Source organism: Streptomyces europaeiscabiei, from assembly GCF_036346855.1.
Taxonomy (GTDB): Bacteria; Actinomycetota; Actinomycetes; order Streptomycetales; family Streptomycetaceae; genus Streptomyces; species Streptomyces europaeiscabiei.
This window is the reverse complement of the sequence record NZ_CP107841.1, coordinates 630,226-655,632: the sequence shown is the minus strand read 5'-3', so window position 1 is coordinate 655,632 and position 25,407 is coordinate 630,226. Positions and strand designations below refer to the sequence as shown.

At 72.1% G+C, this 25,407-nt stretch carries 23 protein-coding genes; 8 read left to right on the top strand and 15 right to left on the bottom strand.

The features are described 5' to 3' along the window. Positions 1-115: 115 nt before the first annotated feature. Complete coding sequence (locus OG858_RS03040) at positions 116-1,258, bottom strand: aminoglycoside phosphotransferase family protein (protein ID WP_086749040.1); 1,143 nt, start codon at positions 1,256-1,258, stop codon at positions 116-118. Positions 1,259-1,492: 234 nt separating this feature from the next. Here OG858_RS03040 and OG858_RS03035 point away from each other — a divergent pair, with 234 nt between their 5' ends. Next, on the top strand, positions 1,493-2,989 hold the full coding sequence (locus OG858_RS03035) for a DNA-binding protein NsdB (RefSeq protein WP_086749039.1): 1,497 nt from the start codon (positions 1,493-1,495) through the stop codon (positions 2,987-2,989). A gap of 25 nt (positions 2,990-3,014) precedes the next feature. On the opposite strand, the gene OG858_RS03030 is transcribed toward OG858_RS03035, so the two are convergent. Beyond that, the gene (locus OG858_RS03030) at positions 3,015-4,445 is read right to left on the bottom strand and encodes a PP2C family protein-serine/threonine phosphatase (protein ID WP_319066174.1); all 1,431 of its coding nucleotides are present in this window, start codon (positions 4,443-4,445) and stop codon (positions 3,015-3,017) included. Between the two features lie 479 nt (positions 4,446-4,924). Between OG858_RS03030 and OG858_RS03025 the strand changes: the two genes are divergently transcribed. Further along, a complete protein-coding gene (locus OG858_RS03025; protein ID WP_037692087.1) occupies positions 4,925-5,338 on the top strand; it encodes an SsgA family sporulation/cell division regulator in 414 nt (137 codons plus the stop codon). A 39-nt stretch (positions 5,339-5,377) separates the two neighbouring features. Here the strand turns inward: OG858_RS03025 and OG858_RS03020 are convergent, their stop codons facing one another. The 3 genes from OG858_RS03020 to OG858_RS03010 form a co-directional block, all read right to left on the bottom strand. Next, positions 5,378-6,493, bottom strand: a complete 1,116-nt coding sequence (locus OG858_RS03020; RefSeq protein ID WP_319265360.1) for a baeRF3 domain-containing protein — start codon at positions 6,491-6,493, stop codon at positions 5,378-5,380. A gap of 163 nt (positions 6,494-6,656) precedes the next feature. Next, positions 6,657-7,196, bottom strand: coding sequence for a DUF4232 domain-containing protein (locus OG858_RS03015; protein ID WP_319321905.1), 540 nt, complete (start codon positions 7,194-7,196; stop codon positions 6,657-6,659). A gap of 124 nt (positions 7,197-7,320) precedes the next feature. Next, on the bottom strand, positions 7,321-8,961 hold the full coding sequence (locus tag OG858_RS03010; RefSeq protein ID WP_328545162.1) for an alpha/beta hydrolase: 1,641 nt from the start codon (positions 8,959-8,961) through the stop codon (positions 7,321-7,323). Positions 8,962-9,291: 330 nt separating this feature from the next. Between OG858_RS03010 and OG858_RS03005 the strand changes: the two genes are divergently transcribed. Continuing rightward, positions 9,292-10,140 (top strand): GNAT family N-acetyltransferase, encoded by an 849-nt coding sequence (locus OG858_RS03005; RefSeq protein ID WP_086752012.1) that lies wholly within the window; start codon positions 9,292-9,294, stop codon positions 10,138-10,140. Here the strand turns inward: OG858_RS03005 and OG858_RS03000 are convergent. Together OG858_RS03000 and OG858_RS02995 are read right to left on the bottom strand one after the other, a co-directional pair. Further along, entirely contained in the window at positions 10,118-11,335 is a 1,218-nt protein-coding gene (locus tag OG858_RS03000) for an acyltransferase family protein (protein WP_319319790.1), read from the bottom strand. The two genes, OG858_RS03005 and OG858_RS03000, sit on opposite strands and share 23 nt — an antisense overlap. Before the next feature lie 61 nt (positions 11,336-11,396). Next, entirely contained in the window at positions 11,397-11,900 is a 504-nt protein-coding gene (locus OG858_RS02995; RefSeq protein ID WP_086752015.1) for a nucleoside deaminase, read from the bottom strand. 215 nt (positions 11,901-12,115) lie between these two features. Between OG858_RS02995 and OG858_RS02990 the strand changes: the two genes are divergently transcribed. Beyond that, positions 12,116-12,910: a GNAT family N-acetyltransferase gene (locus OG858_RS02990; RefSeq protein WP_328545163.1), complete on the top strand. Its 795-nt coding sequence runs from the start codon at positions 12,116-12,118 to the stop codon at positions 12,908-12,910. Positions 12,911-12,939: 29 nt separating this feature from the next. On the opposite strand, the gene OG858_RS02985 is transcribed toward OG858_RS02990, so the two are convergent. From OG858_RS02985 to OG858_RS02970, 4 genes are all read right to left on the bottom strand, one after another. Continuing rightward, positions 12,940-13,830 carry a GNAT family N-acetyltransferase gene (locus OG858_RS02985; protein ID WP_086752008.1) on the bottom strand — a complete coding sequence of 297 codons (891 nt, stop codon included), beginning with the start codon at positions 13,828-13,830 and terminating at the stop codon, positions 12,940-12,942. Between the two features lie 206 nt (positions 13,831-14,036). Beyond that, positions 14,037-14,300: a GlsB/YeaQ/YmgE family stress response membrane protein gene (locus OG858_RS02980; RefSeq protein WP_037692103.1), complete on the bottom strand. Its 264-nt coding sequence runs from the start codon at positions 14,298-14,300 to the stop codon at positions 14,037-14,039. 87 nt (positions 14,301-14,387) lie between these two features. Further along, positions 14,388-14,927: a nucleoside/nucleotide kinase family protein gene (locus tag OG858_RS02975; RefSeq protein WP_328545164.1), complete on the bottom strand. Its 540-nt coding sequence runs from the start codon at positions 14,925-14,927 to the stop codon at positions 14,388-14,390. After that, positions 14,928-16,148 carry an aminoglycoside phosphotransferase family protein gene (locus OG858_RS02970; RefSeq protein ID WP_319265340.1) on the bottom strand — a complete coding sequence of 407 codons (1,221 nt, stop codon included), beginning with the start codon at positions 16,146-16,148 and terminating at the stop codon, positions 14,928-14,930. A 173-nt stretch (positions 16,149-16,321) separates the two neighbouring features. Between OG858_RS02970 and OG858_RS02965 the strand changes: the two genes are divergently transcribed. Then, positions 16,322-17,092, top strand: coding sequence for an ArsR/SmtB family transcription factor (locus tag OG858_RS02965; RefSeq protein WP_086752004.1), 771 nt, complete (start codon positions 16,322-16,324; stop codon positions 17,090-17,092). Positions 17,093-17,209: 117 nt separating this feature from the next. Here OG858_RS02965 and OG858_RS02960 read toward each other — a convergent pair whose 3' ends face one another. Further along, positions 17,210-17,665: an SPW repeat protein gene (locus OG858_RS02960; protein WP_086752002.1), complete on the bottom strand. Its 456-nt coding sequence runs from the start codon at positions 17,663-17,665 to the stop codon at positions 17,210-17,212. Positions 17,666-17,756: 91 nt separating this feature from the next. Continuing rightward, positions 17,757-18,359, bottom strand: coding sequence for a sigma-70 family RNA polymerase sigma factor (locus OG858_RS02955; protein ID WP_086752000.1), 603 nt, complete (start codon positions 18,357-18,359; stop codon positions 17,757-17,759). A 101-nt stretch (positions 18,360-18,460) separates the two neighbouring features. Here OG858_RS02955 and OG858_RS02950 point away from each other — a divergent pair, with 101 nt between their 5' ends. After that, positions 18,461-19,540 (top strand): MerR family transcriptional regulator, encoded by a 1,080-nt coding sequence (locus OG858_RS02950; RefSeq protein WP_086751998.1) that lies wholly within the window; start codon positions 18,461-18,463, stop codon positions 19,538-19,540. Here OG858_RS02950 and OG858_RS02945 read toward each other — a convergent pair. Both OG858_RS02945 and OG858_RS02940 read right to left on the bottom strand, forming a co-directional pair. After that, entirely contained in the window at positions 19,450-20,829 is a 1,380-nt protein-coding gene (locus OG858_RS02945; RefSeq protein WP_319265335.1) for a cryptochrome/photolyase family protein, read from the bottom strand. The two genes, OG858_RS02950 and OG858_RS02945, sit on opposite strands and share 91 nt — an antisense overlap. A gap of 154 nt (positions 20,830-20,983) precedes the next feature. Then, complete coding sequence (locus OG858_RS02940; RefSeq protein ID WP_319265401.1) at positions 20,984-22,513, bottom strand: SDR family oxidoreductase; 1,530 nt, start codon at positions 22,511-22,513, stop codon at positions 20,984-20,986. A gap of 131 nt (positions 22,514-22,644) precedes the next feature. Between OG858_RS02940 and OG858_RS02935 the strand changes: the two genes are divergently transcribed. Next, positions 22,645-23,151 carry a MarR family winged helix-turn-helix transcriptional regulator gene (locus tag OG858_RS02935; RefSeq protein ID WP_319265332.1) on the top strand — a complete coding sequence of 169 codons (507 nt, stop codon included), beginning with the start codon at positions 22,645-22,647 and terminating at the stop codon, positions 23,149-23,151. Positions 23,152-23,310: 159 nt separating this feature from the next. After that, positions 23,311-25,401, top strand: a complete 2,091-nt coding sequence (locus OG858_RS02930; RefSeq protein WP_328545165.1) for an MMPL family transporter — start codon at positions 23,311-23,313, stop codon at positions 25,399-25,401. Positions 25,402-25,407 lie beyond the last annotated feature (6 nt).

Below are 25,407 nucleotides of genomic sequence, written 5' to 3'. Positions count from 1 at the left end.
CGGCGGAGGCCTCCTGCCGTGACGCAGGCCGCCGACTTGGCGAAGGTTTGCCGACATGACGAAGGTCCGCGATGTGCCCCTCGTGCCAGGACACACTGCGGACCTTCCCATCCCCTCAGCGAGTGCCGACCGCCGCCCGTACGGCTTTGCGGGCCAACTGGCAGTCGTCGTGCAGCCGCCTGAGCAGCAGCCGCTGTTCCTCGCCGACCGGCGCAGCAGCCGGGTGGGCCGGGCCCGGAGCCGCCGGGGTCGAGTCGTGCATCGAACGCTGTACGGCCGTCTCGTAGGTACGGATCTCACGGGTCAGTACGAGCATCAGGTTCACCAGGAACGCGTCCCGCGAGGCCGGGCCCGCCGACTGCGCCAGTTGGCTGATCTGCCGCCGTGCCACCGGCGCGTCCCCGAGCACCGCCCACAGCGTCGCCAGGTCGTACCCCGGCAGATACCACCCCGCGTGTTCCCAGTCCACCAGCACTGGACCGGCCGGTGAGAGGAGGATGTTCGACAGGAGGGCGTCGCCGTGACAGAACTGGCCCATGCCCTGACGGCCCGACGCGTGCGCGATGCCGTGCAGGAGCTTCTGCAGATCGCCCATGTCCCGGTCGGTGAGCAGACCCAGCTCGTGGAACCGGGAGATCCGCTCCGCGTAGTTGAGCGGGGCGTCGAACGTCCCCGTCGGGGGCCGCCATGCGTTCAGCCGGCAGATCGCGCCGAGCGCCGCCCGGATGTCGGCGCGCGGCGGCGCCTCCACCGGATGCCGCTGCAGGGCGGCCACCCGGCCCGGCATCCGCTCGATGACCAAGGTGCAGTTGTCCGGATCCGCCGCGATCAGCCTAGGCGCCCGCACCGGGGGGCGGTGCCGGACGAACGAGCGGTATGCGGCTATTTCGTGCCGGAGCCGCTCCTCCCAGATGGAGGAGTGGTCCAGTAAACACTTGGCGACGGCCGTGCTGCGCCCTGTCGTACCGACGAGCAGCACCGAGCGGCCGCTGCGGCGCAGCACCTGGACCGGAGCGAACTCCGGGCAGATGCGATGCACCGAGGCGATCGCCGTGCGCAGCTGCGCGCCCTGGGGGCCGGACAGGTCGAGTCTCCCGCTGAGCGGTTGGGTGCCGAGCCCCGGCACACGCCGCGTCCGGCCGCCACCGAGTACCGGGGCCGTCGTACGGGTGGGGTCGAGGTAGGGGCCGCCGCTGCCCGGCTGGCGGGGGTGCAGCGACCGGGGAGGAGCGGACACGGAGGACGATGCTGCGTACATGGGGGAAGACAGATCCCTTCGTGTGCCGACGAGGTCACGCGCTACCCGCCCCGGCGGCCGAAGTGCACCCTGGGGAGTGTCCTTCGGGCGACCGGGTCGGGGTGGCGCTTTCCTACCTGACACCGGATGGGCCGTGGCACACCATGTAGCGCACCCTGGCGAAGCCTGGCGAATAGTCCCCGTGCAACTGACAGCGGGCTACATTCAACTCAGCCGAGAACCTGGGGGCTTGACGTGAGCGGACAACCCAACAACCGACTCGCAGACCTGTTCGGCCTGGCCGGCTGGTCCAAGGGAGAGCTCGCGAGACTGGTCAACCGGCAGGCGGCGGCCATGGGCCACCCCCAGCTGGCGACCGACACCTCGCGGGTGCGGCGGTGGATCGACATGGGAGAGATCCCGCGCGATCCCGTGCCGCGGGTGCTGGCGGCCCTGTTCACCGAGCGTCTCGGCCGTGTCGTGACCATCGAGGACCTCGGTCTGGTCCGGCACGGGCGTACGGGAAAACGGCCGGGCGGCGGGAGTGTGGAACATCCCGACGGTGTGCCGTGGGCGCCCGAACGGACTGCTGCGGTCCTCACCGAATTCACGGGAATGGACCTCATGCTCAACCGACGCGGCTTGGTGGGTGCGGGCGTCGCGCTCACCGCGGGATCCGCACTCAGCAGCGCCATGCACGACTGGCTGCACACCGATCCGGCCCTGGCGGCCGACGCCCCCGACCTCGACAACCCCCTGCACGCCGACCCCGCTGGGTTCGACCGCTACGAGGCCGCCCCCATCGGGTCGCAGGAGATCGAGGAACTGGAGCGCTCGGTCGAGGTGTTCCGGGCCTGGGACGCGGCCCGTGGCGGCGGGCTGCAACGCAAGGCTGTCGTGGGACAGCTCAACGAGGTGGGAGGCATGCTCTCCTACCGCCACCCCGAACATCTCCAGCGGCGCCTGTGGGGCGTCGCCGCCAACCTCGCCGTCCTCGCGGGCTGGATGTCGCACGACATCGGCCTCGAACCCACCGCCCAGAAGTACTTCATCATCGCCGCCCACGCCGCCAGGGAGGGCGGTGACCGGCCCCGTGCCGGCGAGGCCCTCTCCCGGGCGGCCCGGCAACTGGTGCACCTCGGCAGGCCCGACGAGGCGCTCGACCTCATGAAGCTCGCCCAGTCCGGTTCCGGCGAGCAGGTACTGCCGCGCACCAAGGCGATGCTCCACACCGTCGAGGCCTGGGCACAGGCCTCCATGGGCAAGGGGCAGGCCATGCGCCGCACCCTGGGCCGGGCCGAGGACCTGTTCGTCTCCGACCGGGCCGACGTGCCGCCGCCCAGTTGGATGCAGATGTTCAAGGAGGAGGACCTCTACGGCATGCAGGCCCTGGCCTACCGCACCCTCGCGGAGCACGACCCGGCCGCGGCCAAACAGGCCCAGCACTACGCGGAGAAGGCCCTGGCCCTGCGTGTCGACGGCCGCCAGCGGTCGAAGATCTTCGACTTCCTCTCCATGGCCTCGGCCTGCTTCATCGCCGACGACCCCGAGCAGGCGGACCGGTACGCCCGTCTCGCCCTGATGTCGATGGGCTCCAACTCCTCCCACCGCACCTGGGACCGCCTGCGTGAGATGTACCGGCTCACCGGTCAGTACTCCAGCTATCCGAAGATCAAGGAACTGCGGGAGGAGCTCAAACTCGCCCTGCCCAAGCCCCAGTCGAAGAACAAGGGCGGCATCGCGCCGGCGTGACCGCCGGGAAACGGCCCTCGGGCCGTCAGGAGCTGACCCTGGCGACAAGCACGCAGGCGTCGTCCGCCCGCTCCGCCTCGCCGAACTCCTCCACCACCGTCCGTACACACTCCTGGGCCGTACGCGCCTCGCCGAACCGTGGGGCCAGGTCCAACAGCCGCTGCACGGCTGCCTCTCCTCCCCGCCGGGGGACCAGTCCATCGGTGTGCAGGAGCAGCAGGTCGCCCTGTTCGAGCGTCACTTCGGCCTGCCCGTACACGGCACCCGAGGTCGCTCCCAGCAGGACGCCGTCCGGCGATGTCAGCACGCGCCCCGTCCCGTCGCGGAACAGCAGCGGGGCGGGGTGCCCTGCCTGCGCCCACACGAGGGTGCGGGTCGCCGGCCGGTAGCGGCAGCAGACGGCGCTGCCGAGGGCCGGTTGCACGGTGGTGTCCAGTAACTGGTTGAGGCAGGCCATCAGCCGGCCCGGCTCGGTGCCCGCCATCGCCATACCGCGCAGCGCGCCGATCAGCATGGCCATGCCCGAGGTGACGGTGACGCCGTGCCCGGTGAGGTCACCGACGCTCAACAGGCTTTCACCGTCCGGCAGTTCGAGGGCGTCGTACCAGTCGCCACCGATCAGCGCGCTGGTCGAACAGGGCAGATAGTGGGCCGCCAGGTCCAGTTTCTCGGGGCCCTGTTGCGGGAGCCGCAGGGAGCCGCGCCAAGGCGGCAGCACGGCCTCCTGCAGCTCGACCGCGATCCGGTGCTCGGTCTGCGCGATGTGCCGCTGGCGGTGCAGCGAGTCACGGGTCTCGCTCTCCGCCCGCTGGCTGCGCCGCAGTTCGCTGACGTCGCGCAGGACGGCCCACATCGAGGCCGTGCCGCCGTCGTCGTCGAGCACGGGCTCGCCCATCATGTGCACGGTGCGCGTCCCGCCGTCGGGGAGCACGATGCGGAACTCCCCGTCGATGCGCTTGGCGTCGATCAGACAGTCCGTGACCATCGCGGTCAGCTTCGGCCGGTCCTCGTCGAGCACCAGCGACGGCAGTTCGTCGAGGGTGAGTGGCGGCGCGGCCGGGTCGCGGCCGAGGATCTGATACAGCTCCCCGGACCAGCTGGCCTCGTCCGTCAGCAGGTTCCACTCGGCGCTGCCGACCCGGCTGAGCAGTGAGGCCGGCCGGGGCTTGGGGGGTTGCGCGACCGGGGGGCCCGCCGTGGGCGCGGGGGCCGGCGGCAGGGCCGGGCCGTCCCGCAGCTGGGCCAAGTGGTCGTCGAGGTCGCTGAGTTGGTGCAGCGCCAGATCGCAGAGTGCCCGCTGCCAGCGGACCTCGGGGTCCTCTTCGTCGGCGGGCGCGTCGCGCCGGACGGCGTCCACGTCGCCACGCAGCCGCCGCGTCTGCGAGATGAGCGCGTCGACCGTGCCCCGCTGGGGCGGCTGGGCGGCGGGGCGATCCGCAGAGAGATGGGACGGCATCACGTACTCCGATGGGGGACGGTACGACCAACGCTGACGTAAGGGCCGATTACGACTGTTGCACAGGCCGCGACGCGCTGTAAGGGATTTGGCAAGACACGATGCGGTGGTGCTTCTGGCATATGCCACCGTCCTTGCAGTTGGGGTTGTCCACTGCGGGGCGGTACGCGTCCCGGGGGTCCAAGTCGTAGGAATCGTACGCGACTTGACGGACCGTCGACCGCCTTCACCTGTCTTTCATTCCCGTGTTCGAGGGGCATATGTACGAGCCCGCTCGATTCCATGGAGCGGGCCTGTGCGCGTCCGGCCGCACCGGCACCTCCGGGCGCATCCGGAGCCTGGGTGGGAGTGATATGGGTCACAGGAGTGAATCCAGGAAGCCGCGTCATGCGAAAGCCCTCCGCGAGGTCGAGAAGGCACGTCGGCGCATCGGCCGGCCCGCATCGCAGGAAGAGCTTCACCCGAAACGGAGACCGTTCATGACCGTCACGCTGGAACAGCCCGCCCGCGCGCTCCTCGTCACCGCCGAGGACCGGGAGGTCCCGGTGCCCGCGAGCCTGCGCTATTCCTCCGACGATCCGCTGGCCGTGCACCTCGACTTCCCGGCCGACATCTCCCTCAACGGTTCGATGGTGACCTGGACCTTCTCCCGTGACCTGCTGGAGAAGGGGGTGCAGGCGCCCGCCGGCGCCGGCGACGTGCAGATCTGGCCCTGCGGCCGCTTCCGCACGGTTGTCGAACTGCACTCCCCGTACGGCACGGCCCTGCTCCGGTTCGAGAAGGCGGCCCTCCAGCGCTTCCTGCTGCGCAGCTACGCCGTCGTCGCCGCTGGAAGAGAGGAGCTGGGCCCGGCGCTCGACCGGGGCCTGACGTCGCTTCTCGGCGGTGTCTGACCCCCGGCCGGCCGGTACCTCGGTGCGCGCGGGCCCGGCTCAGTAGCGCAGGACGCCCGCGATGCCCCGGGCGTCGCCGAGTGTGCCGTCGGGGACGAAGCGGACCTCGGCGCCGGTGTCCAGACACCGTTCGACGATCTCGTCCACGATGTCCTCGCGGACGTGGAGGTCGCCGCTCTCGGCCGGCACGAGGTGGCCGCCCCCTCCGCCCCCGCTGTCACCGTCGGCCCGGACCACCGTCCGGTAGTTCTCCTCGACGGCCAGGAGCTGGATGCGGCCCTGCTGCGCGTTCTGCCAGATCTCGTCGACGCTGCCCGCGAACGCCTTGTGGCCGCGCGCCGTTTCGAGCTGCCGGGCCACGGTGTCGACGTTCCGGCGGTCCTCGGCGGCGACCAGGGGCCGGACCGCCTGCCACACGGCGTCCGGGGTGCCGTGCGCCAGACCGCCGTGCGGGATGTGGATGGCGTCCTTGGTCACCGTGCCGATCTCGTCGAGCAGGGACAGTGCCGCCGTCTCCCCGGTGACATAGAGGGGCCCTTGCTGCGCGCGCAGCACCCGGGCCAGCGCGGTGTCGGCGTCGCGCAGGAAGTGGCGGGTGTCCTCGTCGCGGAAGGTGGACGGCAGGTCGCCGGTCCGCTCCTGGCGTTCGGCGTCGAAGTTGTCGCGCTCCCTGGTCAGCGGGAATCCGCCCGTGTGCGCCTCGGTGACGCGGTCGCCGGCGCCGTTCCACAGGGTGACCCGGTCGGAGGAGACCGAGAGCACCCAGAACGGCCGCTCGGCGGCCTGCGCGGCCACCAGGTTCCGGGTGAGGAAGGTGTCCGAGAGCACCACACGCTCCGGTACCGGACGGGCCAGCGACCAGACCCGGTGCTCACCGGGGGCCGCGAAGATCACCAGTCCGTCCTCGGCGTGTGTCAGGTCCACCTCGGCCAGCGCCTGGTCCAGCTGTCGGACGACGTCGTTGCGCCGTTCCCGGGTGACCGCGGGGTCACGCTCCAGTCGCTTCTTCGCCTCGGCCACCACATTGCGCAGCCGGACCGGATCCTGGGCGTTCTCGGGTTCCCTGCGGTGGGTCGGTGTCAGCACCGACACCGCGGGGTAGGGCCGCGGGCGGCGCAGTTCGGTGAGGGTCGCGGAACTGAGGGCATGCTCCATGACTTCACGATAGGACCGATTCGCGTGTCGGGCATTTGGGGTAATCCGGCCCCGGTGCGCGCGGCTGCGGCGGTCCGCGCAGGACAGGGAGCGAGCCCGCCGGTGCGCACCGGTGAAGGTGCGCGCCGACGGGCTCATCGGTGCCGCGCGGCCGCTGCGGAGGTCAGCCGACTTCGTTCTCCAGCGCCTTGTCGGCGGCGGCCTTGGACGGCTTCCACCAGGTCGTCACCGGCTCCCAGACCTTGATCTTCTTGCTCGAACCCAGCTGCTTCGCGGTGAACGTCCGGCCGTTGAGGTTGGGATTGGCCGACACGGTGATCGTGCCGACGCGACGCGCCTCGGGGTCCTTGAGGTCGGCGATCGTACGGACCGCCGCGTAGACCGTCTTGCCCGCGCCGACCTTGTACGGACCGCTCTCGCCCGAGGGCACCGGCAGGGCCGCCCCGTCGAGGTCGCCGAAGGTGACGACGGGAAGGCGGTCGATCGTGCAGGTGCGGGTGCCGGTGTTCTTGACGCTGATGTGCACGACCCGCGCGTCCTTCGACTGCTTGGCCCCCAGCTTGAGGACCTTCGCCTTGCAGACCGGGGTCTTCGCGGCGGGTGCGGCGGGCTGGGCGGCCAGACCCTGCGGGGCGGCGGCGAGGAGCAGCGCGGCGCCGGCGGCGGCCACGGTCGAGCCGGTGAGGAAGGAACGAATACGCATCGGTGGAATCCCCCAGTTTTGGTCACGTACGGGTACGGCACGCACAAAGGTGACGTCTGCCCAGTTTGACGCGCGGGGTGCGCGCGTGGTTGTACCGAACCCGTGCGTGTTACACGCCCGATGCTCAATCGTCGGCTCCGCAGGAACTTCCGTGGTCCGGCAGCGTTCCGAACAGCAGAAAGTCGTCGACCTTCTCGTTCACGCACTTCGACGATCCGTACCCGGTGTGCCCCTTGCCCTTGTTGTCGAGGACGACGGCCGAGGAGCCGAGCCGCTTCGCCGTCTCCACGGTCCAGCGGTAGGGGGTGGCCGGGTCGCCCCGGGTGCCCACGAGCAGCATCTTCGGAGTGTCGACGTCCCGCACCTCGTCGCGGATGAAGTCGGTGCCCGCCGGACGGCCGTAGCACATCAGCACCTGGGCGAGCCGGTACGGACCGAACACGGGGGAGGCCTCCTCGTAGGCCGCGCGCAGGTCCTCCAGGTTGTCGGTGATCTTCTTGGCGGTGGGCCGGTCGGGGTCGTCGGCGCAGTTGATCGCCATGAGCGCGGCGGGAAGGTTGTCCAGCGGGACCTTCTCGACGTCGACGAGGCCGGCGTGCGGAGTCGGTGTGCCGGACGTACTGGGCTCGGAAGGCTCGTGCGGGCGGGAGGGGGCCGAGGGGGAGCGGTACGGGACGCTCGGCGGGGCGAAGCCGCCGCCCGTGAGCGCGATGACGCCCCGGGTGTCGCCGTCGTGGACGAGCATGTTGAGCGCCTGCGTGAGCAGGGGCCACATCTGTTCGCTGTAGAGGGCGTGACTGATGGCGCCCACCAGGTCCTGGCCCGTGAAGTCCTGCCCGAAGTCCGACGGCACGGGGTACTCGTCCAGCGAGTGGACCAGCGCGACGACCTGCTCACGGGCCGAGCGGGAGTCCTGTCCGAACGGGCACGTCAGCTCCTCGGTGCATGCGTCGAGGTAGTCCTCCAGCGCGGTCTGCTGGCCCGCGGCACCCACCAGACCCTGCTCGCTCAGCGGTTCGGTGAGGGTGTCCACCCCGTCGAGGACCATCCGGCCCACCTTCTCGGGGAACTGCGCCGCGTACACCGCGCCGAGCCGGGTCCCGTAGGAGAAGCCGAGGTAGTTGAGTTTCTTGTCCCCCAGGGCGGCGCGCATCACGTCCAGGTCGCGTGAGGCGTTGAGGGTGCCTATGTACGGGAGCACGGGGCCGGAGTTCTTCCTGCACGCGGCGGCGGCCCGCCGCAGCTGCTTGAGCGCGGTCTGCGGGTTGTTCGCGTCGTCCCCGTCGTCGGTCGCCTCCAGTGCCTCGTCGGTGCCGTCGCCGCAGCTCACGGGGGAGGAGCGGCCCACGCCGCGCGGATCGAAGGAGACCAGGTCGTAGGCGTTGGTGAGGTCCATGAAGTCCGCGCCGCCGTAGGCGAGCTCGGGGACCCCCGGGCCGCCGGGGCCGCCGAAGTTCAGCAGCAGCGAGCCGCGCGGGTCGCCGGTGCCCCGGTAGCGGGCCATGGCCAGGTCGAGGGTGCCGGCCTTGGGCCGGGTGTAGTCGAGCGGCACGGTGACCTTGCCGCACCGCAGATCCTTGGGCATCTCCGTGCCCTCGCACTTCGACCACTTGATCTTCTGGCGGTAGAAGCGGGTCAGATCGGCCTGCGTGTCGTCCTGCTTCTTGTCGGCGCCCGCCACCGTGGTCGGCAGCCCGGCCCCCAGCAGGGCCAGCACCGCGACCGTGGCTCCGGCGAGCGGGCGCCGTCTGTGCGTGGACCGCATGCGTGCCTCCAGGGACACCCGGCCGGGGCGACCGGGGACAACCCCCGGATCACCATAGGCGGCCCCTCGCGGCCACGCCTCCCAGCGGGCGGACCGGACGAACGTGCCGTACCCTGCGCCGCGCCCATGCCCTACGACGGCTGTGGGCGGGTCGCTCGTACGCGTGAACCGGACCGTCGGACCGGCCGGACGCCCGCAGAGGTCGGCCGTTTCCGGCGTCGCGGACGTGATCGGGCTTCGGCGAGGATGCAGCGGGGGTGCGGCCGACCACCGCACCCCCGCGGCCGCCCGGCGGCCGCGCACTCGCGACGTCAGCGAAGGAGCGCAGAGATGACCTCTCCGGGGCATCAGGACCTCGTCGTCACCCGGGCCACGCTCGACGACTGGGCGGTGGTCGCCCGATGGGCGGGGGACGAGGGCTGGAACCCGGGGCTCTCGGACCGGGAGTGCTTCTTCGCGCAGGACCCCGAGGGCTTCTTCATCGGCCGGATCGACGGGGAACCGGTCTCGTCCGTCTCCGTCGTCACCTACGGCGACGACTACGCCTTCCTCGGCTTCTACCTGGTCCGCCCGGATGTGCGCGGCCATGGCCACGGCCTCACCACCTGGAAGACCGCACTCGCTCACGCCGGCGACCGCACCGTCGGCCTCGACGGTGTGGTCGCCCAGCAGGACAACTACCGGCAGTCCGGTTTCGGGCCCGCCCATCGCACCTTCCGGTACTCGGGCGTCGTGTCCGGTGCGGCCGTGCCCGACGGTGTCCGGCCCGTCGAGGACCCCGCGTCCCTCACGGCGTACGACAACGCCTGCCACCCGGCCGACCGCCCCCGCTTCCTGGAGCACTGGCTGACCGCCGACGGACATCGGGCCCTCGCGCGGGTCGTCGACGGGCGGCTCACCGGCTACGGCGTCATCCGCCCCGGCCGGGACGCCCTGCGGATCGGCCCCCTGTTCGCCGACACCGCCGCGGACGCCCGCGCGCTCTTCGCCGGACTGGCCGCCGAGGCCGCGGGCCGCGAGCTGGCCATCGACGTGCCGGAGCCGAACAGGGCCGCCGTCGCGCTGGTCGAGGAGTACGGGCTCACACCGTCCTTCGAGACGGCCCGCATGTACACCGGCCCGATCCGGCCGCACGCGGCGGAGCGCGTCTTCGGCGTCACGACTCTGGAGCTCGGCTAGGCGACGGGGTGGCGTTGCCCGTCCCTGCCGGGGGAGAGGTCTCCTCTCCCCCGGCCGGGGGAGACCTCTCCGCCGTGCTCGCCGGGGGAGTGGTGTCCTTGGTCCTGGCCGGCGGGGCGGCGTCGCCCTTCTTGAACGCCCACTCCATGCGTGGTTCGACGACACAGCGGAGCGCGGCCCGCACGGGCGCGGTGCACAGGAGAGTGATACCGCCGACCGCCACGGCCGTCACCGTGAGCTGCCCGAGCGGGGTGTGCAGCCACTCCACGGCGTACCAGTCCCGGAAGCGCGCCCACTTGATCACGAAGCCGTGCAGCAGATAGCCGTACATCGTGCCCGCGCCCAGCGCCGTGAACCACAGCTGCCGACGCGGCACCCAGGCCAGGAAGCAGGCCGTCAGCAGCACCGCCAGACAGAAGAGGGCGGGCGTGGTCAGCAGACCCGTCCAACGGGACACGCCCTGGCCGGTGACGCTGCCCCGGTGGTAGAACCAGCCCGCGTCGAACCAGGGCGCCACCCGGTACGCCGCCACGAACGCCCCCAGACCGACCGGGAGCAGGATCAGGCGTACCCGGCGGGTCCGCAGCCGCTCGAAGTGCTCGGCCCGCAGGGTGAGACCCAGCACGAAGAACGGCAGGAAGCCCAGCACGCGCTGGATGGAGACGTCGCCCCCGAGATCCGGTGAGACCGCCGCCAGCATCGCCAGACCCAGCGCGACGGGCAGCGGGTGTCGCAGCATCAGCCACAGGGGCGTGGTCAGCCGCCAGATGAAGAGCGCGACCAGGAACCACATCACGTACCAGGGGTCCAGCAGGCTCAGCGGATATCCCGGGTCGTCCTGCGCCCACCGGTAGAACAGCGTGTACGCCGTCTCGAACACGACGTACGGCAGGACCACCCCCGTCATCAGCCGCCTCAGCCGGCCGGGCGCCATGTCGAAGCTCCGCGAGAAGTATCCGGAGATCAGGGCGAAGGCCGGCATGTGGAACGCGTAGACGGTCAGATACGCGGCCGTCGCGGTCCGGCTGCCGTACGTCAGCGGCTCCCACGCGTGGCCGCAGGCCACCAGGACGATGGTGAGGTACTTCGCGTTGTCGAAGTAGGGGTCCCGCGAGACCCGCTTCGCCCGCGCTCTCTCCTGGTCGGGCGGGGCCGCGGGGCCGGGGCGGGTGTGCTGCACCACGTCTTCGGACATCGGTGAAAGGTCTCCGGTCGACGACGACGGAACCCGGACCGCCTGCCCCGTCACACCCGTCTCAGTCATCGTCGGCGACGGCGCCGACGGTCTTGGCGTGGAATCGACGATGCAGGGCCCGTACCTCCCCGACCAGCTCCGGCACCGGCCCCTCGACGGTCACCCCGGGCGCGATGTCGCGCACCGGCAGTGTCCGCACAGGCGGCGCGGCTACTCCCAACTCACTGAGCCAGGAGGCGAGTTGCTCGGACGAAGCGACGTACACGATACGGCCGAGGCCCACCCAGGCGTGGGCGGCCGCGCACATCGGACAGTGCTCGCCCGAGGTGTACACGGTCGCCGCCGCGCGCTCCCGCGCAGTGAGCCGGGAGGCCGACCAGCGGGCCAGCTCGAACTCCGGGTGACGGGTGCGGTCGCCGCCGGCCACCCGGTTGTGGTCCTCGGCCAGCACCGTGCCGTCACCACCGACCAGGACCGAAGCGAACGGCTCGTCGCCGGTCTCCAGCGCCTCGGTCGCGAGCTCCACACAGCGTCGCAGGTACACCAGTTCGGAGTCGTTCACCATGGTCGTCGCACCCTCCTCGAAAACCGTCCGGACACGTTCCGCGACGTGCACCTTACGTCGTGTGTCCGAATCCCGGGCCCCTGCGCGAGCGACACCCGTACGGACCCGCCGGGCGGCCCGGTGAGCGGTGCGGGTACGGGTCCGTATCGCTCCCGATGCGAAGAAGCGGGTGAATTCCGTTGCCAGGGCGAACGACTGATGATGGAGTGAGCGGTATGGATCACGCTGCTGTGCTGGCACTGTTCGACCGGGACATGAGGGAGGGCGCCCGCCCCGACGGTCCCGGAGCCCGGATCGAGCGCGTGGGCAAGGTGGTGCGTCAGGTCGGTTTCGAGAACGGCTGGAGCGGCGTCGTCTGGTCCGACCTGGACGAGGCGGGCGCCGACGCGGCGATCACCGAGCAGATCCGGTACTACTCCGGCCTGGGCCGCGACTTCGAGTGGAAGCTGTACGGCCACGATCTCCCTGTCGACCTGGGGCAACGCCTGCGCGACGCCGGGTTCACAGCCGCTCCGGAGGAGACGCTGATGATCGCGGAGGTCGCCGATCTGTCCCTCGACGTCGAGCCGCCCGAGGGCGTACGGATCCTGCCGGTCACCGACCGTGAGGGAGTGGAGCTCGTGGCGGAGGTCCATGAGAAGGCCTTCGGCAGGGACAGTACCCGTATGCGCCACCAGCTCCTGGCCCATGTCTCGGCGGACCCCGACACGGTGATGGCCGTGGTGGCCCTAGCCGGCGACGAACCGGTGAGTGCCGCACGCATGGAGTTGCTTCCCGGTACGCGCTTCGCCGGTCTGTGGGGCGGCGGCACCGTCGAGGGCTGGCGCGGCCGCGGTGTCTACCGGGCCCTCGTCGCCCACCGCGCACGCGTCGCCGCCGAACGCGGCTACCGCTATGTCCAGGTCGACGCGCTGGCCGGCAGCCGCCCGGTTCTGGCCCGCCTGGGCTTCGAGCCGCTCACGACGACCACGCCGTACGAGTACGCGGTGGCGAGCGCGGCGACCGCCTGACCGGCCCGGCGGTGGGCCGCGCCGGGGTGTCACAGGTCCAGCTGGTATTCGAGGGACGTGTGCGTGGGCCGGTAACCGAGCGCGTCGTTGACCTGGCGCATCGGGATGTTGTGCTCGGCGGTGTCGGTGAGCAGGGCCAGCGCCGGAGCCAGGCCGTGGGCGTGGAGGACGGCTTTCGCCTTCATCCACAGGCCCAGCCCGTGCCCCCGGTGCTCGGGCAGTACGGCCGTACCGTAGTGCTGCCCGTCGCCCTTGCCGTCGCTCTTTTCGTCACCCGGCAGGACGAGCTCCGAGAAGCCGACGACGGCACCGCTCGACGTGTGCACCGCGGCCACCGTGTACAGCCGGTCGCCGCGCCTCGCGATGGCCTCGGCGGCCGCGACGACCCGCTCGACGTCCCAGACCACGGTCCCGTAGTCGGTGTCGCCCATCGGCATGTCGTCCATCGCGCGGCGCGACGCGGCGTAGCTCCGCGCGAGGTCGGCCGGCACGACGCCCGTCCAGCTCGTCAAGTGGTAACCCGGACGGGGCTGTTCGAGGATCCGCGTGAAGTGGTCGGGGTCGATCCCGGCGAGTTCGAGCCGGGCGTACGTCAACGTCAGCACTTGGCGGAAGCCGCGTGCCGCGAGGAACGCGTCGCCGGGGGAGCCCTGTTCGGCCTGTGCGAGGAGCGCGCGGCGCCGCTCGGCGCGTGCCGAGCCGACCGCCGCGTCGAGCAGCGCGGTCCCGACGCCCTGCCGTCGCTCGGCCGGGTGCACGGCGACGTCCAGCTCTGCCAGATGCGTCTGCCCCTCCTTGGTGAACAGCCGCAGGAATGCGGAACCGAGGGGGACGCCGTCCGCCCGGGACGCGAGCCAGGCCAGACGGTGGCTCGACGAAGTGGCGGCGGGGTCGATGAGCTGGGTGACGCGCGGGGGCAAGGGGGCTCCGGGCTGGTCGGCGGGCGGATCGCGAGGCCCGGCGACGCTAACCGCCAGGCGCGGCGACCCGCAACGGAAATACCTGGCGCGCACGGGCGCCGACCGTCATGCCGGGTGCACGAGACCGGCGACCGCTGTCCGGCACGTACGCGACCGCCGATCGCCGTCCGGAACCTACGCGACCGCCCGCCGTCGCCCCGCGCCCCTCAGCGTCGTGCCCGCGTGCGGTCCAGCGCCGCGATGCCCAGTGCCGCCAGTGCGATCTGGATGAGCCACTCGGCCCAGTCGACGCCGTCGGTGTCGGCCACGCCAACCCCTGCGGCGATCGCGGTGCCGATCAGCGCGGCGACGACGCCGACGAGGATCGTCAGCAGGATGCCGATCCGCTGACGCCCCGGCACGACGAGCCGACCGATCACACCGATGACGACGCCGATGACGATGGCACTGATGATGCCGTCGATCTCCATCTGATCTCCGCCCCTGTTCGTCGGGTTCCCCGCCACCGTGCGAGTGCCCGTCGAACGCGAGTGCAGTCCGCCCGGATTCCACGTTCTTCACGAGTCCGTCACCCATCCCGTGGCGGCCAGCACCTCCGTCGAGATGTCGACGACGGTGCGCCCGTCGGTCGCGATCCGGACGGTGTCCGTCGGTGCTCGCTCGTCCAGCAGACGCGCCTTGCGCGCACTGCCGGCCAGCTCCCGTTCCAACTCGGAGCCGATCTCCCGACCTCTGAGCCGCTGTTCGGCCGTCTCGTCGGTGGCGGTGAGGAGCACCCGTACGATCCGTACGTCCGCGCCCATGGCCCGCTGGAAGGTGCCCGCCGTCTCGGTCAGCACGCTAAGGGTGTTGGTGTAGACGAGCAGCCGGTGGCCGAGGGCGGCGTAGTTGCCCCACACGGCGGTGAGGTTGCGCTCGGTGATGGCCGCGCGGTGCGGATCACCTGGAGGCGCCGGGTGCACCTGCCCCATGAAGTCCCCCTCGATGATCGCGTGCGCGACCTCGGCGACCCGCAGTCGGTCGGAGACCTCCCAGCCCACCGTCGACTTGCCGACCCCGGCCCGCCCGCCGATGAGGAGCACCTCGGCACGATCCATCTAGCCCGCCACCTCCACGGAGGTGAGACTCGGGTGCGCCGCGCACCGCAGCGCCCTGCGGATCACCGCCGCCGGGTCCCCCTCGTGATACGGCCGCTCGGACGCCTCGATGCCGTCGAGGAACTCCTGGTAGCGCACGGCGTACGTGAGGTGCGCCAGCGGCTCGGCCAGGGCGAGCGCGCGGGCGGGATCGCTCGCCGGGGCGTGCTCCTTCCATGCGTCGGCCCAGACGCGGACGGCCGTGGGGCGTACCGCCTCGGGGAGGAAGTCGTACAGGCGCAGACAGTCGAGTACGGGGTTGCCCCAGTGGGCGTCGGCGAAGTCCACGACGACCGGTGGCCGGCCGTCGCTGCGCCAGTTGCCCGGATGGAAGTCGGCGTGGACGAGCGTGTCGGGGAGCCCGCACTCGACGAGCCGCTCCCAGCGGAACGTCAACTCCCGTGCTCTGTCCCGCTCTTCGTCGGTGATGTCCAACTCGACTCGCCCGTCGAGCAGTTCGCGCACGAGTGCGCCGAGGACCCGGTCCCGCCGGTCCCGGAGCCCCGGCGGCCGTCGGTCGGTCAGCGCGGCCTGCGCGGAGACGAACCGGCGTACCCCGGACTCGACCGTGGCGGCGTCGGCCTCCCAGCAGTCCCGGCCGGGGATGTGTTCCAGCAGCACGCGGCGCTCGCCGGCGGCGAGAACCGTCGGTACGAGGTCCGTGTCCCACCGGCCGAACGCGGCGATGACCGCGGCCTCGTCGGAGGCGAAGCGCGGTGTCGCCTTGAGCCAGACCGGCCCCTGCCCGGTGGGCAGCCGGAAGAGTCCCGCCAGGTTCCATGTCCGCCGCTGCTCGACCGGTCCCGTCACCGGCCGCCCCAGTGCGGTCAGTGTCCGTGAGGCCCAGTCCAGCAGTTCCCGCAGCCCGTCGGCGCGCGCCCACGGTGATCGCAGAGCGTCGTCCGCGTGCAACAGCCCTCGGTCCACGGGGTGTCGGTCCAGGGCCCCGCCCCGGGGCCGCTCCAGCGCCTCCACGTGGTACGTCACATGCCCGTCGCGCCCGCTCTCGCCCCCGTCCGTCTCCAGCAGACGCAGTACGAACACGGGCACCCCGAGTGCGTGCTCCAACCGCGCCACGACGGGCTCGACCTCGGCCCACCACGGAACGTCGACGGGGAACGGACCGGCGACCCCGAGGAAGTCCGCACCCGATGTCACCCATGCGCTGAAGGTTCGACTCACGGCGACAGTCTGAAGGCCGTGACGGGAGGGCGGCCAACGAATATCGCCCGTGGTCGCCGGGCTGTCGCCTGCGGTCCACCGGGGCCTGCCGTTGCCGGTGCGCGATGCCGGTGCTTGACATGCAGGTGATTGCCTGCATAACGTCGAGTGTGCGATCTGAGAGCGACCCGGGAATGGACAAGGTCTTCAAGGCGCTGGCCGACGAGACGCGCAGGACGCTGCTGGACCGGCTGCACGAGCAGAACGGGCAGACGCTGGGCGAGCTGTGCGAACGGATCGACATGGCCCGGCAGTCCGTGACGCAGCACCTGGCCGTCCTGGAGGCCGCCAACCTGGTCGGCACGGTGCGGCGTGGGCGGGAAAAGCTGCACTACCTCAATCCGGTCCCGCTCCACGAGATGCAGGAGCGGTGGACCGGCAAGTTCGAGCGCCCGCGCCTGAGGGCGCTGGGTGCCGTGAAGCGACGAGCCGAGGAAGCCATGACCGACAAGCCCACCTTCGTGTACGTCACCTATGTCGCGAGCACGCCCGAGAAGGTCTGGGAGGCGCTCACCAGCGCCGATCTGACCGCCGACTACTGGGGGCACCGGAACGAGTCGGACTGGCGTCAGGGTTCGCGCTGGGCGCATGTCCGCACCGACGGCTCCGGCGTCGAGGACGTCGTCGGCACGGTCGCGGTGAGTGAGCCCCCGACCCGCCTGGTCACCACCTGGACCTCACCCGAGAACGAGGGCGAGGCGGACACGTACTCGCGCGTCACCTTCGCCATCGAGCCGCACGGCGACATCGTGCGGCTCACCGTGACCCATGAGGACCTGGCGGACGAGGGCGCGCTCGACGAGGTGTCCTTCGGCTGGCCCGCGGTGCTGTCCAACCTCAAGTCGCTGCTGGAGACCGGCAGGGTGCTGCCGCGGCAGCCCTGGGAGGTGCCGCGCCCGCGGTGATACGACCGTGAGAGGCCCGCTCCGGTGGGCGCGGCCCGGTCCGGCGGGTCGGGGCGAACGGCGACGGCCGACCCGCCGGAGCGGATCGGCCGCCGTTACCCCTCGCGGGCGTCCTTTTTACACCTGCGGCGTGCGGCCCGCACGCGTGTTGCCCTTGGCCGAGGCGCCGGCGCACATCAGCCCCAGCAGCAGTGCCAGGCAGCCGATGATGATGTTGTTGACCACGACACCGGCGTCCGGGCTGTCGCCGACGATCCAGGCCGAGATGATCATCCAGACGCCCAGCGCGCACATGGCCCAGCTCAGGCCGTACATCCTCTCCGGTGCGGCGGTGAAACCGAGGGCCAGTAGACCGATGGCGATGCCCACGATGAGGTTGTGGGACGCCAGCGCGGGCTGGCTCGTCGTGTAGTGGAGTATCCACGGGGACACGGCGCAGTACAGACCGAGCAGGAACACCGGTCCGTCCACGAGCGCCACATCGCGATCACCGAGCATGCGGGCGAACCGGGCCTGCATTTCGGGTGCATCGGGGTGACTGGTGATGTCACTCCGGTGTGAGACGTTGGCCATGACTCGACTCCTTTGAACTCTGCAGGCCTGACCGCGTCTGGTGGGGTATGCGGTAAGCGCCGCGTACGTTCATTCTGCGCTTATTTTCCCTTTATGTGTAGTGGTCGGGGGTGCGGGGAGGGTGGGGGTGGAACTCGTGGTCCAGGCGGCTGCGCAACCGTCGCAGCGCCCGCCGGGTGTGGCTCTTGACCGTGCCGAGGGGCATGCCGGTGCGTTCCGCGATCTGGGTCTGGCTGAGGTCCTCGTAGAAGGCCAGGTGAAGTACCTGGCGCTGGGGTGCGGGAAGCCGGGCGAGTTCGGCGCGGATCAGTACGCGGTCGAGGGCGGCCTCGGGGTACGCACGGTCGGGCCGGTCGACGAGGGTGAGCGCGGTGCCCGCCGAGGTCACCAGGTCCGCACGGCGGGTCCGCGCGGACAGGGCGTCGGCGATCCGGCGCCGGGTGATCCCGACGATCCAGGCACCCATCGCGCCGCGCTCGGACCGGTAGCCGTGCCGGCCGCGCCACACGCCCAGGAACACCTGCTGGGTGACGTCCTCGGCCTCGCCCGTGTCGCCGAGACTGCGCCGGGCGAGCGCGTGCACCAGTGCCGACCAGCGGTGGTGGGCGGCGGCCAGACTGTCGTCGTCGCCGGCCACCAGACCCCGCGCCAGTTCCTCGTCGGTGGGTGCGACGCGCGGACACACGGGACTCATGAGGGCGGCTCCTCACGTGGGGCGATGCGGATGCCGCCATCGTGCGAGCCCGCGAGTCCGGGCTTCAACTCGCATCGCTTGTGCATCGTATAGTCGCCCTCATGGGTGCGTACGTGGAGGAGAACTCCGCCGATCCCGGGCTCACCAGCGGTGCCCTGGCCCGTCGGCTGGGTGTGTCGCCCACGACCCTGCGTTCCTGGGACCGCCGCTACGGCATCGGGCCCGCGGTCCGCACCGACGGCCGGCACCGGCGCTGGACCCCGCAGGACGTGGCGGTGGTCGAGACGATGTGCCGGCTGACGTCCGCCGGGCTGGCCCCCGCGGAGGCGGCGCGCGTGGCGCGGGAAGGTGGCGCGACCCCGCGAGCGAGGGAAGCGCAGGAGGGCGCCGGGGGAGCGCGGGTGCCGGACGGGGATCGGCCGCAGCGGTCGCCCGCGCCCGGCCCGGCGTCTTTGGCAGACCTCCGCCAGGAGTGCCGGGGCCTCGCCCGCGCCGCCGTACGCCTCGACGCCCCGGCGGTGGAGGACCTGTTGGCCGGGGCCGTCGAGCGGCACGGACTCACGGTCGCCTGGCAGGAGGTGATGGTGCCGACGCTGCACGCGGTGGGCCGCAAGTGGGCGTCGTCCGGCGACCGTTACATCGAGGTCGAGCACCTGCTGTCCTGGCATGTCTCCACCACCCTGCGCCGCCACCCCGGGGCGCCCGCACCCCGCCACGACACCACCGCCCCGGGCCCGGTCGTCCTGGCCTGCGTGCCCGGCGAACAGCACAGCCTGCCGCTGGAGGCGCTCACCGCGGCCCTCGGCGAACTCGGCCTGCCCACCAGGATGTTCGGCGCGGCCGTCCCCGCCGAGGCCCTCACCGCGGCGGTCGACCGGCTCGGCCCGGCGGCCGTGGTCCTGTGGGCCCAGGCCCGTTCCACCGCGAGCCTGTCCCTCGCCCGCCATGTCGCCGCCATGCGCTGGGGTGTGAAGGGCGCCCGTCGGCAGCCGCTCGTCGTGCTCGGCGGTCCCGGCTGGCACGGGCACCCCGCCTCGGGAATGGTCCGGCCGTCCTCGCTGGACGAGGCGGTGGAGGCGCTGTCCGGTCTCTACGGGCGGGCGGTCCGAGCGGTCGAGGACTTGCGCCCCCGCAGGAACCGCTCGCGTCCCTCCGCCAGTTCGACGATCGGCTCCGGATAGTCCAGCGCGGCACGGTCCGGCCCCCGCAGCTTCCACGGCTCGTGCACCGCCGGTCCCGCGACGTCCGCCAACTCCGGTACCCAGCGTCGTACGTACTCCCCGTCCGGGTCGTACCGCTTCGCCTGGGTGTTCGGGTTGAGGACCCGGTTGGGGCGGGTGTCGGTGCCGGTCCCGGCCGTCCACTGCCAGTTGAGCTGGTTGTTGGCCACGTCGCCGTCGACCAGGAGATCCAGGAAGTGGCGGGCGCCGACGCGCCAGTCGACGTACAGCGTCTTGGTGAGGAAGCTCGCGGTCAGGAGGCGGCCGCGGTTGTGCATCCAGCCTTCGTGGCGGAGCTGGCGCATGGCCGCGTCGATCACCGGGTAGCCGGTGCGGCCCTCCCGCCATGCCTCGACCTCGTCCGGAGCGTCCCGCCAGCGATCGTCCCTTGCGCGGTAGTCCACGGACGCGGCCTGCGGTCGTACGGCCAGCAGTTGGCGGTTGAAGTCCCGCCACGCGAGCTGGCGTACGAACGCCGCGGCGCCCGGACCGCCCGCCCGGCGGGCCCGGTGGACCAGCTCGACGGGGGAGAGGGTGCCGAAGTGCAGATGGGGTGAGAGCCGGGAGGTCGCGTCGCCCGCCAGGTCGTCGTGCCGGTCCTCGTACGCCCCGATCCCCGACCTCAGCCAGGCGGAGAGCCGTGCGCGGCCCTCCGCCTCGCCGCCCGCCGCCAGACCCGGGGAAAGACCGGACAGCCGTTCTGGCGAAGGGAGTTCCTCGGAGCCGATGCCGTCCGGTACGCGCACGGTCCGCGGCGCGGCCAGCGCCTCGCGCAGCCGCTGCCGGGACCAGTGACCGAAGTACGGCGTGAACACCGCGAAGTGGTCCGAGGAGGCCGGCAGCACCGCGCCGGGTTCCACGGCGGACGTCACCGTGTCGTGGACGTGCAGTCGCACGCCCTCGGCCTCCAGCGCGCGCCGCAGCCGTTCCTCCCGGTGCTGGGCGTACGCGCTGACGTCGGCCGCCAGGTGCACCTCGTCGGCGTCAGCCTCTGCGGCCACTTTGCACACCTCCGCCACCACGTCCCCGGAGCGCACCACGAGCCGACCGCCCCGCTCCCGCAGTCCCGCGTCGAGGTCGCGCAGACAGTCGGCGAGGAACGCCAGCCGGTTGGGCGCGGCGAACCCGGCCACGGCCCGGTCGCGCACGAACAAGGGGACCGCCTGCCGCGAGCCGTCGAGGGCGGCGCGCAGCGGCGGGTGGTCGTGCAGCCGCAGATCGCAGGTGAACAGGACGACCGAGACGTTCATGACGGAACTCCGGGGAAGGGGATCGGACGGTCATGCCCTGCTTCCGGCCGGAGACATCCGGCGGATGCACGGGCCCGAGGCCGAGGCCGAGGCGGGGGCGGACGGGCGGGGCTGCGGGCCGCCACGCCACACCTCAGGGCAGGCACGGCACGCATCACGGCACGGGCGCCCCCTCCCGCGCCCGGGCGGTCGCGTCCGCCACGGCCGCCCGTGCGATGTTGCGGGCCATGCCGCCGAACACGACGGAGTGGAAGGGGGCCACGCTCCACCAGTACGCGTGACCGAGCAGCCCACGCGGATGGAACAGGGCACGCTGACGCAACAGGGTGTGTCCCGTGTCGTCCGTGTCCGCGTACATCTCCAGCCACGCCAGGCCCGGCAGCCGCATCTCCGCCCGCAGCCGCAGCAGCCGCCCCGGCTCGATCTCCTCGACCCGCCAGAAGTCCAGCGAGTCGCCCACCCGCAGCCGTGCGGGGTCCCGGCGGCCCCGGCGCAGGCCCACCCCGCCCGCCAGCCGGTCCAGCCACCCGCGTACGGCCCAGGCGAGCGGGAAGGAGTACCAGCCGTTGTCACCACCGATGCCCTCGATGACCCGCCACAGGGACGCGCGGGGGGCGTCCACGCGCAGCTCGCAGCGGTCGGTGTAGAGGCTGCCGCCCGCCCAGTCGGGATCGGTGGGCAAGGGGTCGCTGGGCGCGCCGGGCAGGGAGGCCGACGACCAGCGGGTGGTGACCCTGGCCTCGCGCACCCGCCGCAGGGCGAGCCGTACCGCCTCGTCGAAGCCGACCGGATGACCGGGCGGATCCGCCACGTACCGCGCGATGTCGTGCTCGCGGCAGACCACCTCGTGCCGCAGTGACTCGGTGAGCGGCCGGGCGATCGAGGCCGGCACGGGCGTCACCAGCCCGACCCAGTGGCTGGACAGGCCCGGGGAGAGCACCGGCACGGACAGGATGAGCCGGTGCGGCAGCCCGGCGACGGCGGCGTAACGCCGCATCATCTCGCGGTACGTCAGGACGTCCGGGCCGCCGATGTCGAAGGTCCGGCTGACGTCGTCCGGCAGCCGGGCACAACCGACGAGCGCGCGCAGCACGTCCCGCACGGCCACGGGCTGGATCCGGGTGTGCACCCAGCTCGGGGTGACCATCACCGGCAGCCGCTCCGTGAGGTAGCGCAGCATCTCGAAGGAGGCCGACCCCGAGCCGATGACGACGGCCGCCCGCAGGACGGCCGTGGGCACACCGCAGTCCAGCAGGATCCGGCCGACCTCGGCACGCGAGCGCAGGTGGGGCGACAGCTCCCGCTCCGGCACGCCGTACGGCGTGAGACCGCCCAGGTACACGAGCCGGCGCACCCCGGCGGCGTGGGCCCGCTCCCCGAAGATCCGCGCGGCCCGTCGGTCCGTCTCCTCGAAGTCCTTGCCGGTGCCCAGCGCGTGCACCAGGTAATAGCCGACGTCGACGCCCCGCATCGCTTGCGCGACGGACTCCGCGTCGGTGACGTCCCCGCGGACCACCTCGACGGCACCGGCCCACGGATGATCGCGCAGCCGGTCCGGGGAGCGGGCCAGACAGCGCACCCGCAGGCCCGCCTCCAGCAGCTCCGGGACGAGCCGCCCGCCGATGTACCCGGTCGCACCGGTCACCAGGCAGAGCGGTCCGCTGCCGCGTTCGTCTCCCGTCATGGGTTCCTCGGTTCCTCGGTTGCTCACGTCGGCGTTCCCTGCCATCACTTCCACCGCGAGAGCGGTCACGGATGCGCCGGAGGGGCACCACCGCGCGATCGGGTGATCGGTACGGCGGCTACGCTGACGGCGTGGCCACAGTGAACGACCCCGAGCGGCGGGCGGGGGAAGACGGGTCCGGCCGCCCCACGGCACCGACCGACCTGCACGCCTTCGCCGTCGCGCTGCGCCGGATGAACGGCGAGATCAACCGGCTGGTGCACGCGTTCGCGAGTGACCACGGACTGCACGCGACGGACGTCCAGGCCCTCGCGGCGATCCTCGACGCCGACGCGCCCATGACACCCAAACGGCTGCGCGAACACCTCGGACTGACCTCCGGAGCCGTCACCGCCTGCGTGGACCGGCTGGAGCGCGCCGGACACGTCCGCCGCGTCCGGGAGAGCGCCGACCGCCGTGTGGTCCACCTGTACTACGCGGCCGACGCGCGCACGGCCGCCCGTACCTACTTCCGGCCCCTCGCGGAGGCGACCGACGCCGCACGCTCCCGGTTCACCGGGGACGAACTGGGCGTGGTGCTGCGGTTCCTCACGGCGATGAACGACGAACTGGGTGCGGGCGCCGACCGTTCTCGCTGACGTGGTGGGTCAGGCGCATCCGAGAGCCGGGTGAGGGCGGAAGAACGGGCGACGTCTATGATCACGCCCGCCAACAAGTTCAATGATTGAGATTGTTTTTCGTTGAGACAGTTGTGCGGACAGTCATGGAGACCTGTCCGCCCCGGAGCCTGGAGCACCATGTCCACCACCCCCCGCCGCGCCCGCCGGCTCGTTCCCCTCCTGCTGATCGCCGTCTGGCTCGCCGTCGGAGGAGTCCTCGGCCCCTACGCCGGACGCCTCGGTGAGGTCGCCACCAACGACCAGGCCGCGTTCCTGCCGCGCAGCGCCGAATCCACCGAGGTCATAGCCGCCCAGCGGGCCTTCCGGCAGGACGAGTCGCTCCCGGCGATCGTCGTCTGGACGGGCGAGAGCCTTGCCGCACGGCGCGCCGCGGCCGACCGGGTCCTCGCCTCCCTCGACGGCACCCCCGGTGTGATCGGACCGGTCCCGCCCGCACTGCTCTCCGAGGACCGCGAAGCACTGCGAGGAGTGGTCCCCCTGCGGCCCGGCCTGGGCGACGAACTGCCCGGCACCCTGGACCGGATCCGCGCCGCCGCCGAAGGCGTTCCCGGCACCACCGTCCAGTTGGCGGGACCCGCCGCGAGTCAGGCGGACCTGTCCGACGCCTTCGCCGGTATCGACGGCCTGCTGCTCGCCGTAGCGCTCCTCACCGTGCTGGTGATCCTGCTGCTCGTCTACCGCAGCGTTCTGCTCCCTCTGTTGATCATCCTCGGCGCGGTGTTCGCCCTCGGCCTCGCCTGCGCGGTCGTGTACGCGCTCGCCGACCACGGGGTCGTCCGGGTGGACGGACAGGTCCAGGGCATCCTGTCCATCCTCGTCATCGGTGCCGCCACCGACTACGCCCTGCTCCTCACCGCCCGCTTCCGGGAGGAACTGGCCACGCGCACCGACCGATTCGCGGCCGTGCGGGCCGCGCTGCGGCAGTCCTGGGGCGCGATCGTGGCCAGCGCCGCAACCGTCGCGCTGGGCCTGCTCGCCCTGCTGCTCAGCGACCTCACCAACAACCGGGCGCTCGGGCCGGTCGGCGCCATCGGCATCGGCTGCGCCGTCCTCGCCACGCTCACGTTCCTGCCCGCCGTCCTTGTCGCGCTCGGCCCCGCCGCCTTCTGGCCCGCCGAGCCGGGTGGCCGACCAGCCGATCCACGCACCGGCGAGGGCCTGTGGCAGCGCGTCGCGGGCCTCGTCGACAGGGCGCCGCGCCGCGTGTGGGCGGTGACCCTGGTCGTCCTGCTGGCCGGGGCCGCCTTCGCGCCCACGCTCACCTCCAAGGGCGTCCCCCTGGACGAGACGTTCGTCAACGACGCGCCCTCCGTCGCCGCCCAGAAGACGCTCGGCGACCACTTCCCCGGCGGCTCGGGCAACCCCGCCGTGGTCGTCGCGGACGCGGACCGGCTGGACCGGGTGCTCGCCGCGGCCCGTGCCGCCGACGGCGTCGCGACGGCGGCCGCCGTCGCCGGATCCGGGCGCCCCGGCGGCGAACCACTGGTCGTCGACGGACGTGCCCGGGTCGACGTCACCCTGGACGCCGCCGCGGACAGCGACGCCGCCAGGCGGACGGTGGCCCGACTGCGGGCCGCCCTGCACGGGGTGCCCGGTGCGGACGCCCTCGTCGGCGGCTACACCGCACAGCAGTACGACACCCTGCGCACCGCCGAACGCGACCGCACGCTGATCGTCCCGGTCGTCCTCGCCCTCATCCTGCTCATCCTGACGGGCCTGCTGCGCTCCCTGCTGCTGCCTGTCCTGCTGGTCGCCACCGTCGCCCTGAACTTCCTCGCAACGCTGGGCGTCTCCGCGCTCGTCTTCCAGCACGTGTTCGGGTTCACCGGCACCGACCCGTCGGTACCCCTCTACGGGTTCGTGTTCCTCGTCGCGCTGGGCGTCGACTACAACATCTTCCTCATGTCCCGGGTACGCGAGGAGTCACTGCGGCACGGCGTACGCCAGGGCGTGCTGCGCGGGCTGGTCACCACGGGCGGGGTCATCACCTCCGCTGGTGTGGTGCTCGCCGCGACGTTCGCCGCGCTGGGCGTGATCCCGCTCGCCTTCCTCGCCCAGATCGCCTTCATCGTGGCCTTCGGAGTCCTCCTCGACACCCTCGTGGTGCGCTCGCTGCTGGTGCCGGCGCTGGTACGGGACCTCGGTGAGCGTGCCTGGTGGCCGGGGAGCCTGGGCTCCGGCGAGGCGCGGGCCCACGGCGAACGGTGACCAACC

Coding starts and splice junctions, on each gene's coding strand:
- OG858_RS03020 (WP_319265360.1), bottom strand. CDS start 6,493: ATGGAGCATGCCCTCAGTTCCGCGACCCTCACCGAACTGCGCCGCCCG.
- OG858_RS02955 (WP_086752000.1), bottom strand. CDS start 18,359: ATGAGTCCCGTGTGTCCGCGCGTCGCACCCACCGACGAGGAACTGGCG.
- OG858_RS03005 (WP_086752012.1), top strand. CDS start 9,292: ATGACCTCTCCGGGGCATCAGGACCTCGTCGTCACCCGGGCCACGCTC.
- OG858_RS02950 (WP_086751998.1), top strand. CDS start 18,461: ATGGGTGCGTACGTGGAGGAGAACTCCGCCGATCCCGGGCTCACCAGC.
- OG858_RS03025 (WP_037692087.1), top strand. CDS start 4,925: ATGACCGTCACGCTGGAACAGCCCGCCCGCGCGCTCCTCGTCACCGCC.
- OG858_RS02990 (WP_328545163.1), top strand. CDS start 12,116: ATGGATCACGCTGCTGTGCTGGCACTGTTCGACCGGGACATGAGGGAG.
- OG858_RS03015 (WP_319321905.1), bottom strand. CDS start 7,196: ATGCGTATTCGTTCCTTCCTCACCGGCTCGACCGTGGCCGCCGCCGGC.
- OG858_RS02975 (WP_328545164.1), bottom strand. CDS start 14,927: ATGGATCGTGCCGAGGTGCTCCTCATCGGCGGGCGGGCCGGGGTCGGC.
- OG858_RS03040 (WP_086749040.1), bottom strand. CDS start 1,258: ATGTACGCAGCATCGTCCTCCGTGTCCGCTCCTCCCCGGTCGCTGCAC.
- OG858_RS03010 (WP_328545162.1), bottom strand. CDS start 8,961: ATGCGGTCCACGCACAGACGGCGCCCGCTCGCCGGAGCCACGGTCGCG.
- OG858_RS02980 (WP_037692103.1), bottom strand. CDS start 14,300: ATGGAGATCGACGGCATCATCAGTGCCATCGTCATCGGCGTCGTCATC.
- OG858_RS03030 (WP_319066174.1), bottom strand. CDS start 4,445: ATGCCGTCCCATCTCTCTGCGGATCGCCCCGCCGCCCAGCCGCCCCAG.
- OG858_RS02995 (WP_086752015.1), bottom strand. CDS start 11,900: ATGGTGAACGACTCCGAACTGGTGTACCTGCGACGCTGTGTGGAGCTC.
- OG858_RS02960 (WP_086752002.1), bottom strand. CDS start 17,665: ATGGCCAACGTCTCACACCGGAGTGACATCACCAGTCACCCCGATGCA.
- OG858_RS02945 (WP_319265335.1), bottom strand. CDS start 20,829: ATGAACGTCTCGGTCGTCCTGTTCACCTGCGATCTGCGGCTGCACGAC.
- OG858_RS02965 (WP_086752004.1), top strand. CDS start 16,322: ATGGACAAGGTCTTCAAGGCGCTGGCCGACGAGACGCGCAGGACGCTG.
- OG858_RS03000 (WP_319319790.1), bottom strand. CDS start 11,335: ATGTCCGAAGACGTGGTGCAGCACACCCGCCCCGGCCCCGCGGCCCCG.
- OG858_RS02940 (WP_319265401.1), bottom strand. CDS start 22,513: ATGACGGGAGACGAACGCGGCAGCGGACCGCTCTGCCTGGTGACCGGT.
- OG858_RS02930 (WP_328545165.1), top strand. CDS start 23,311: ATGTCCACCACCCCCCGCCGCGCCCGCCGGCTCGTTCCCCTCCTGCTG.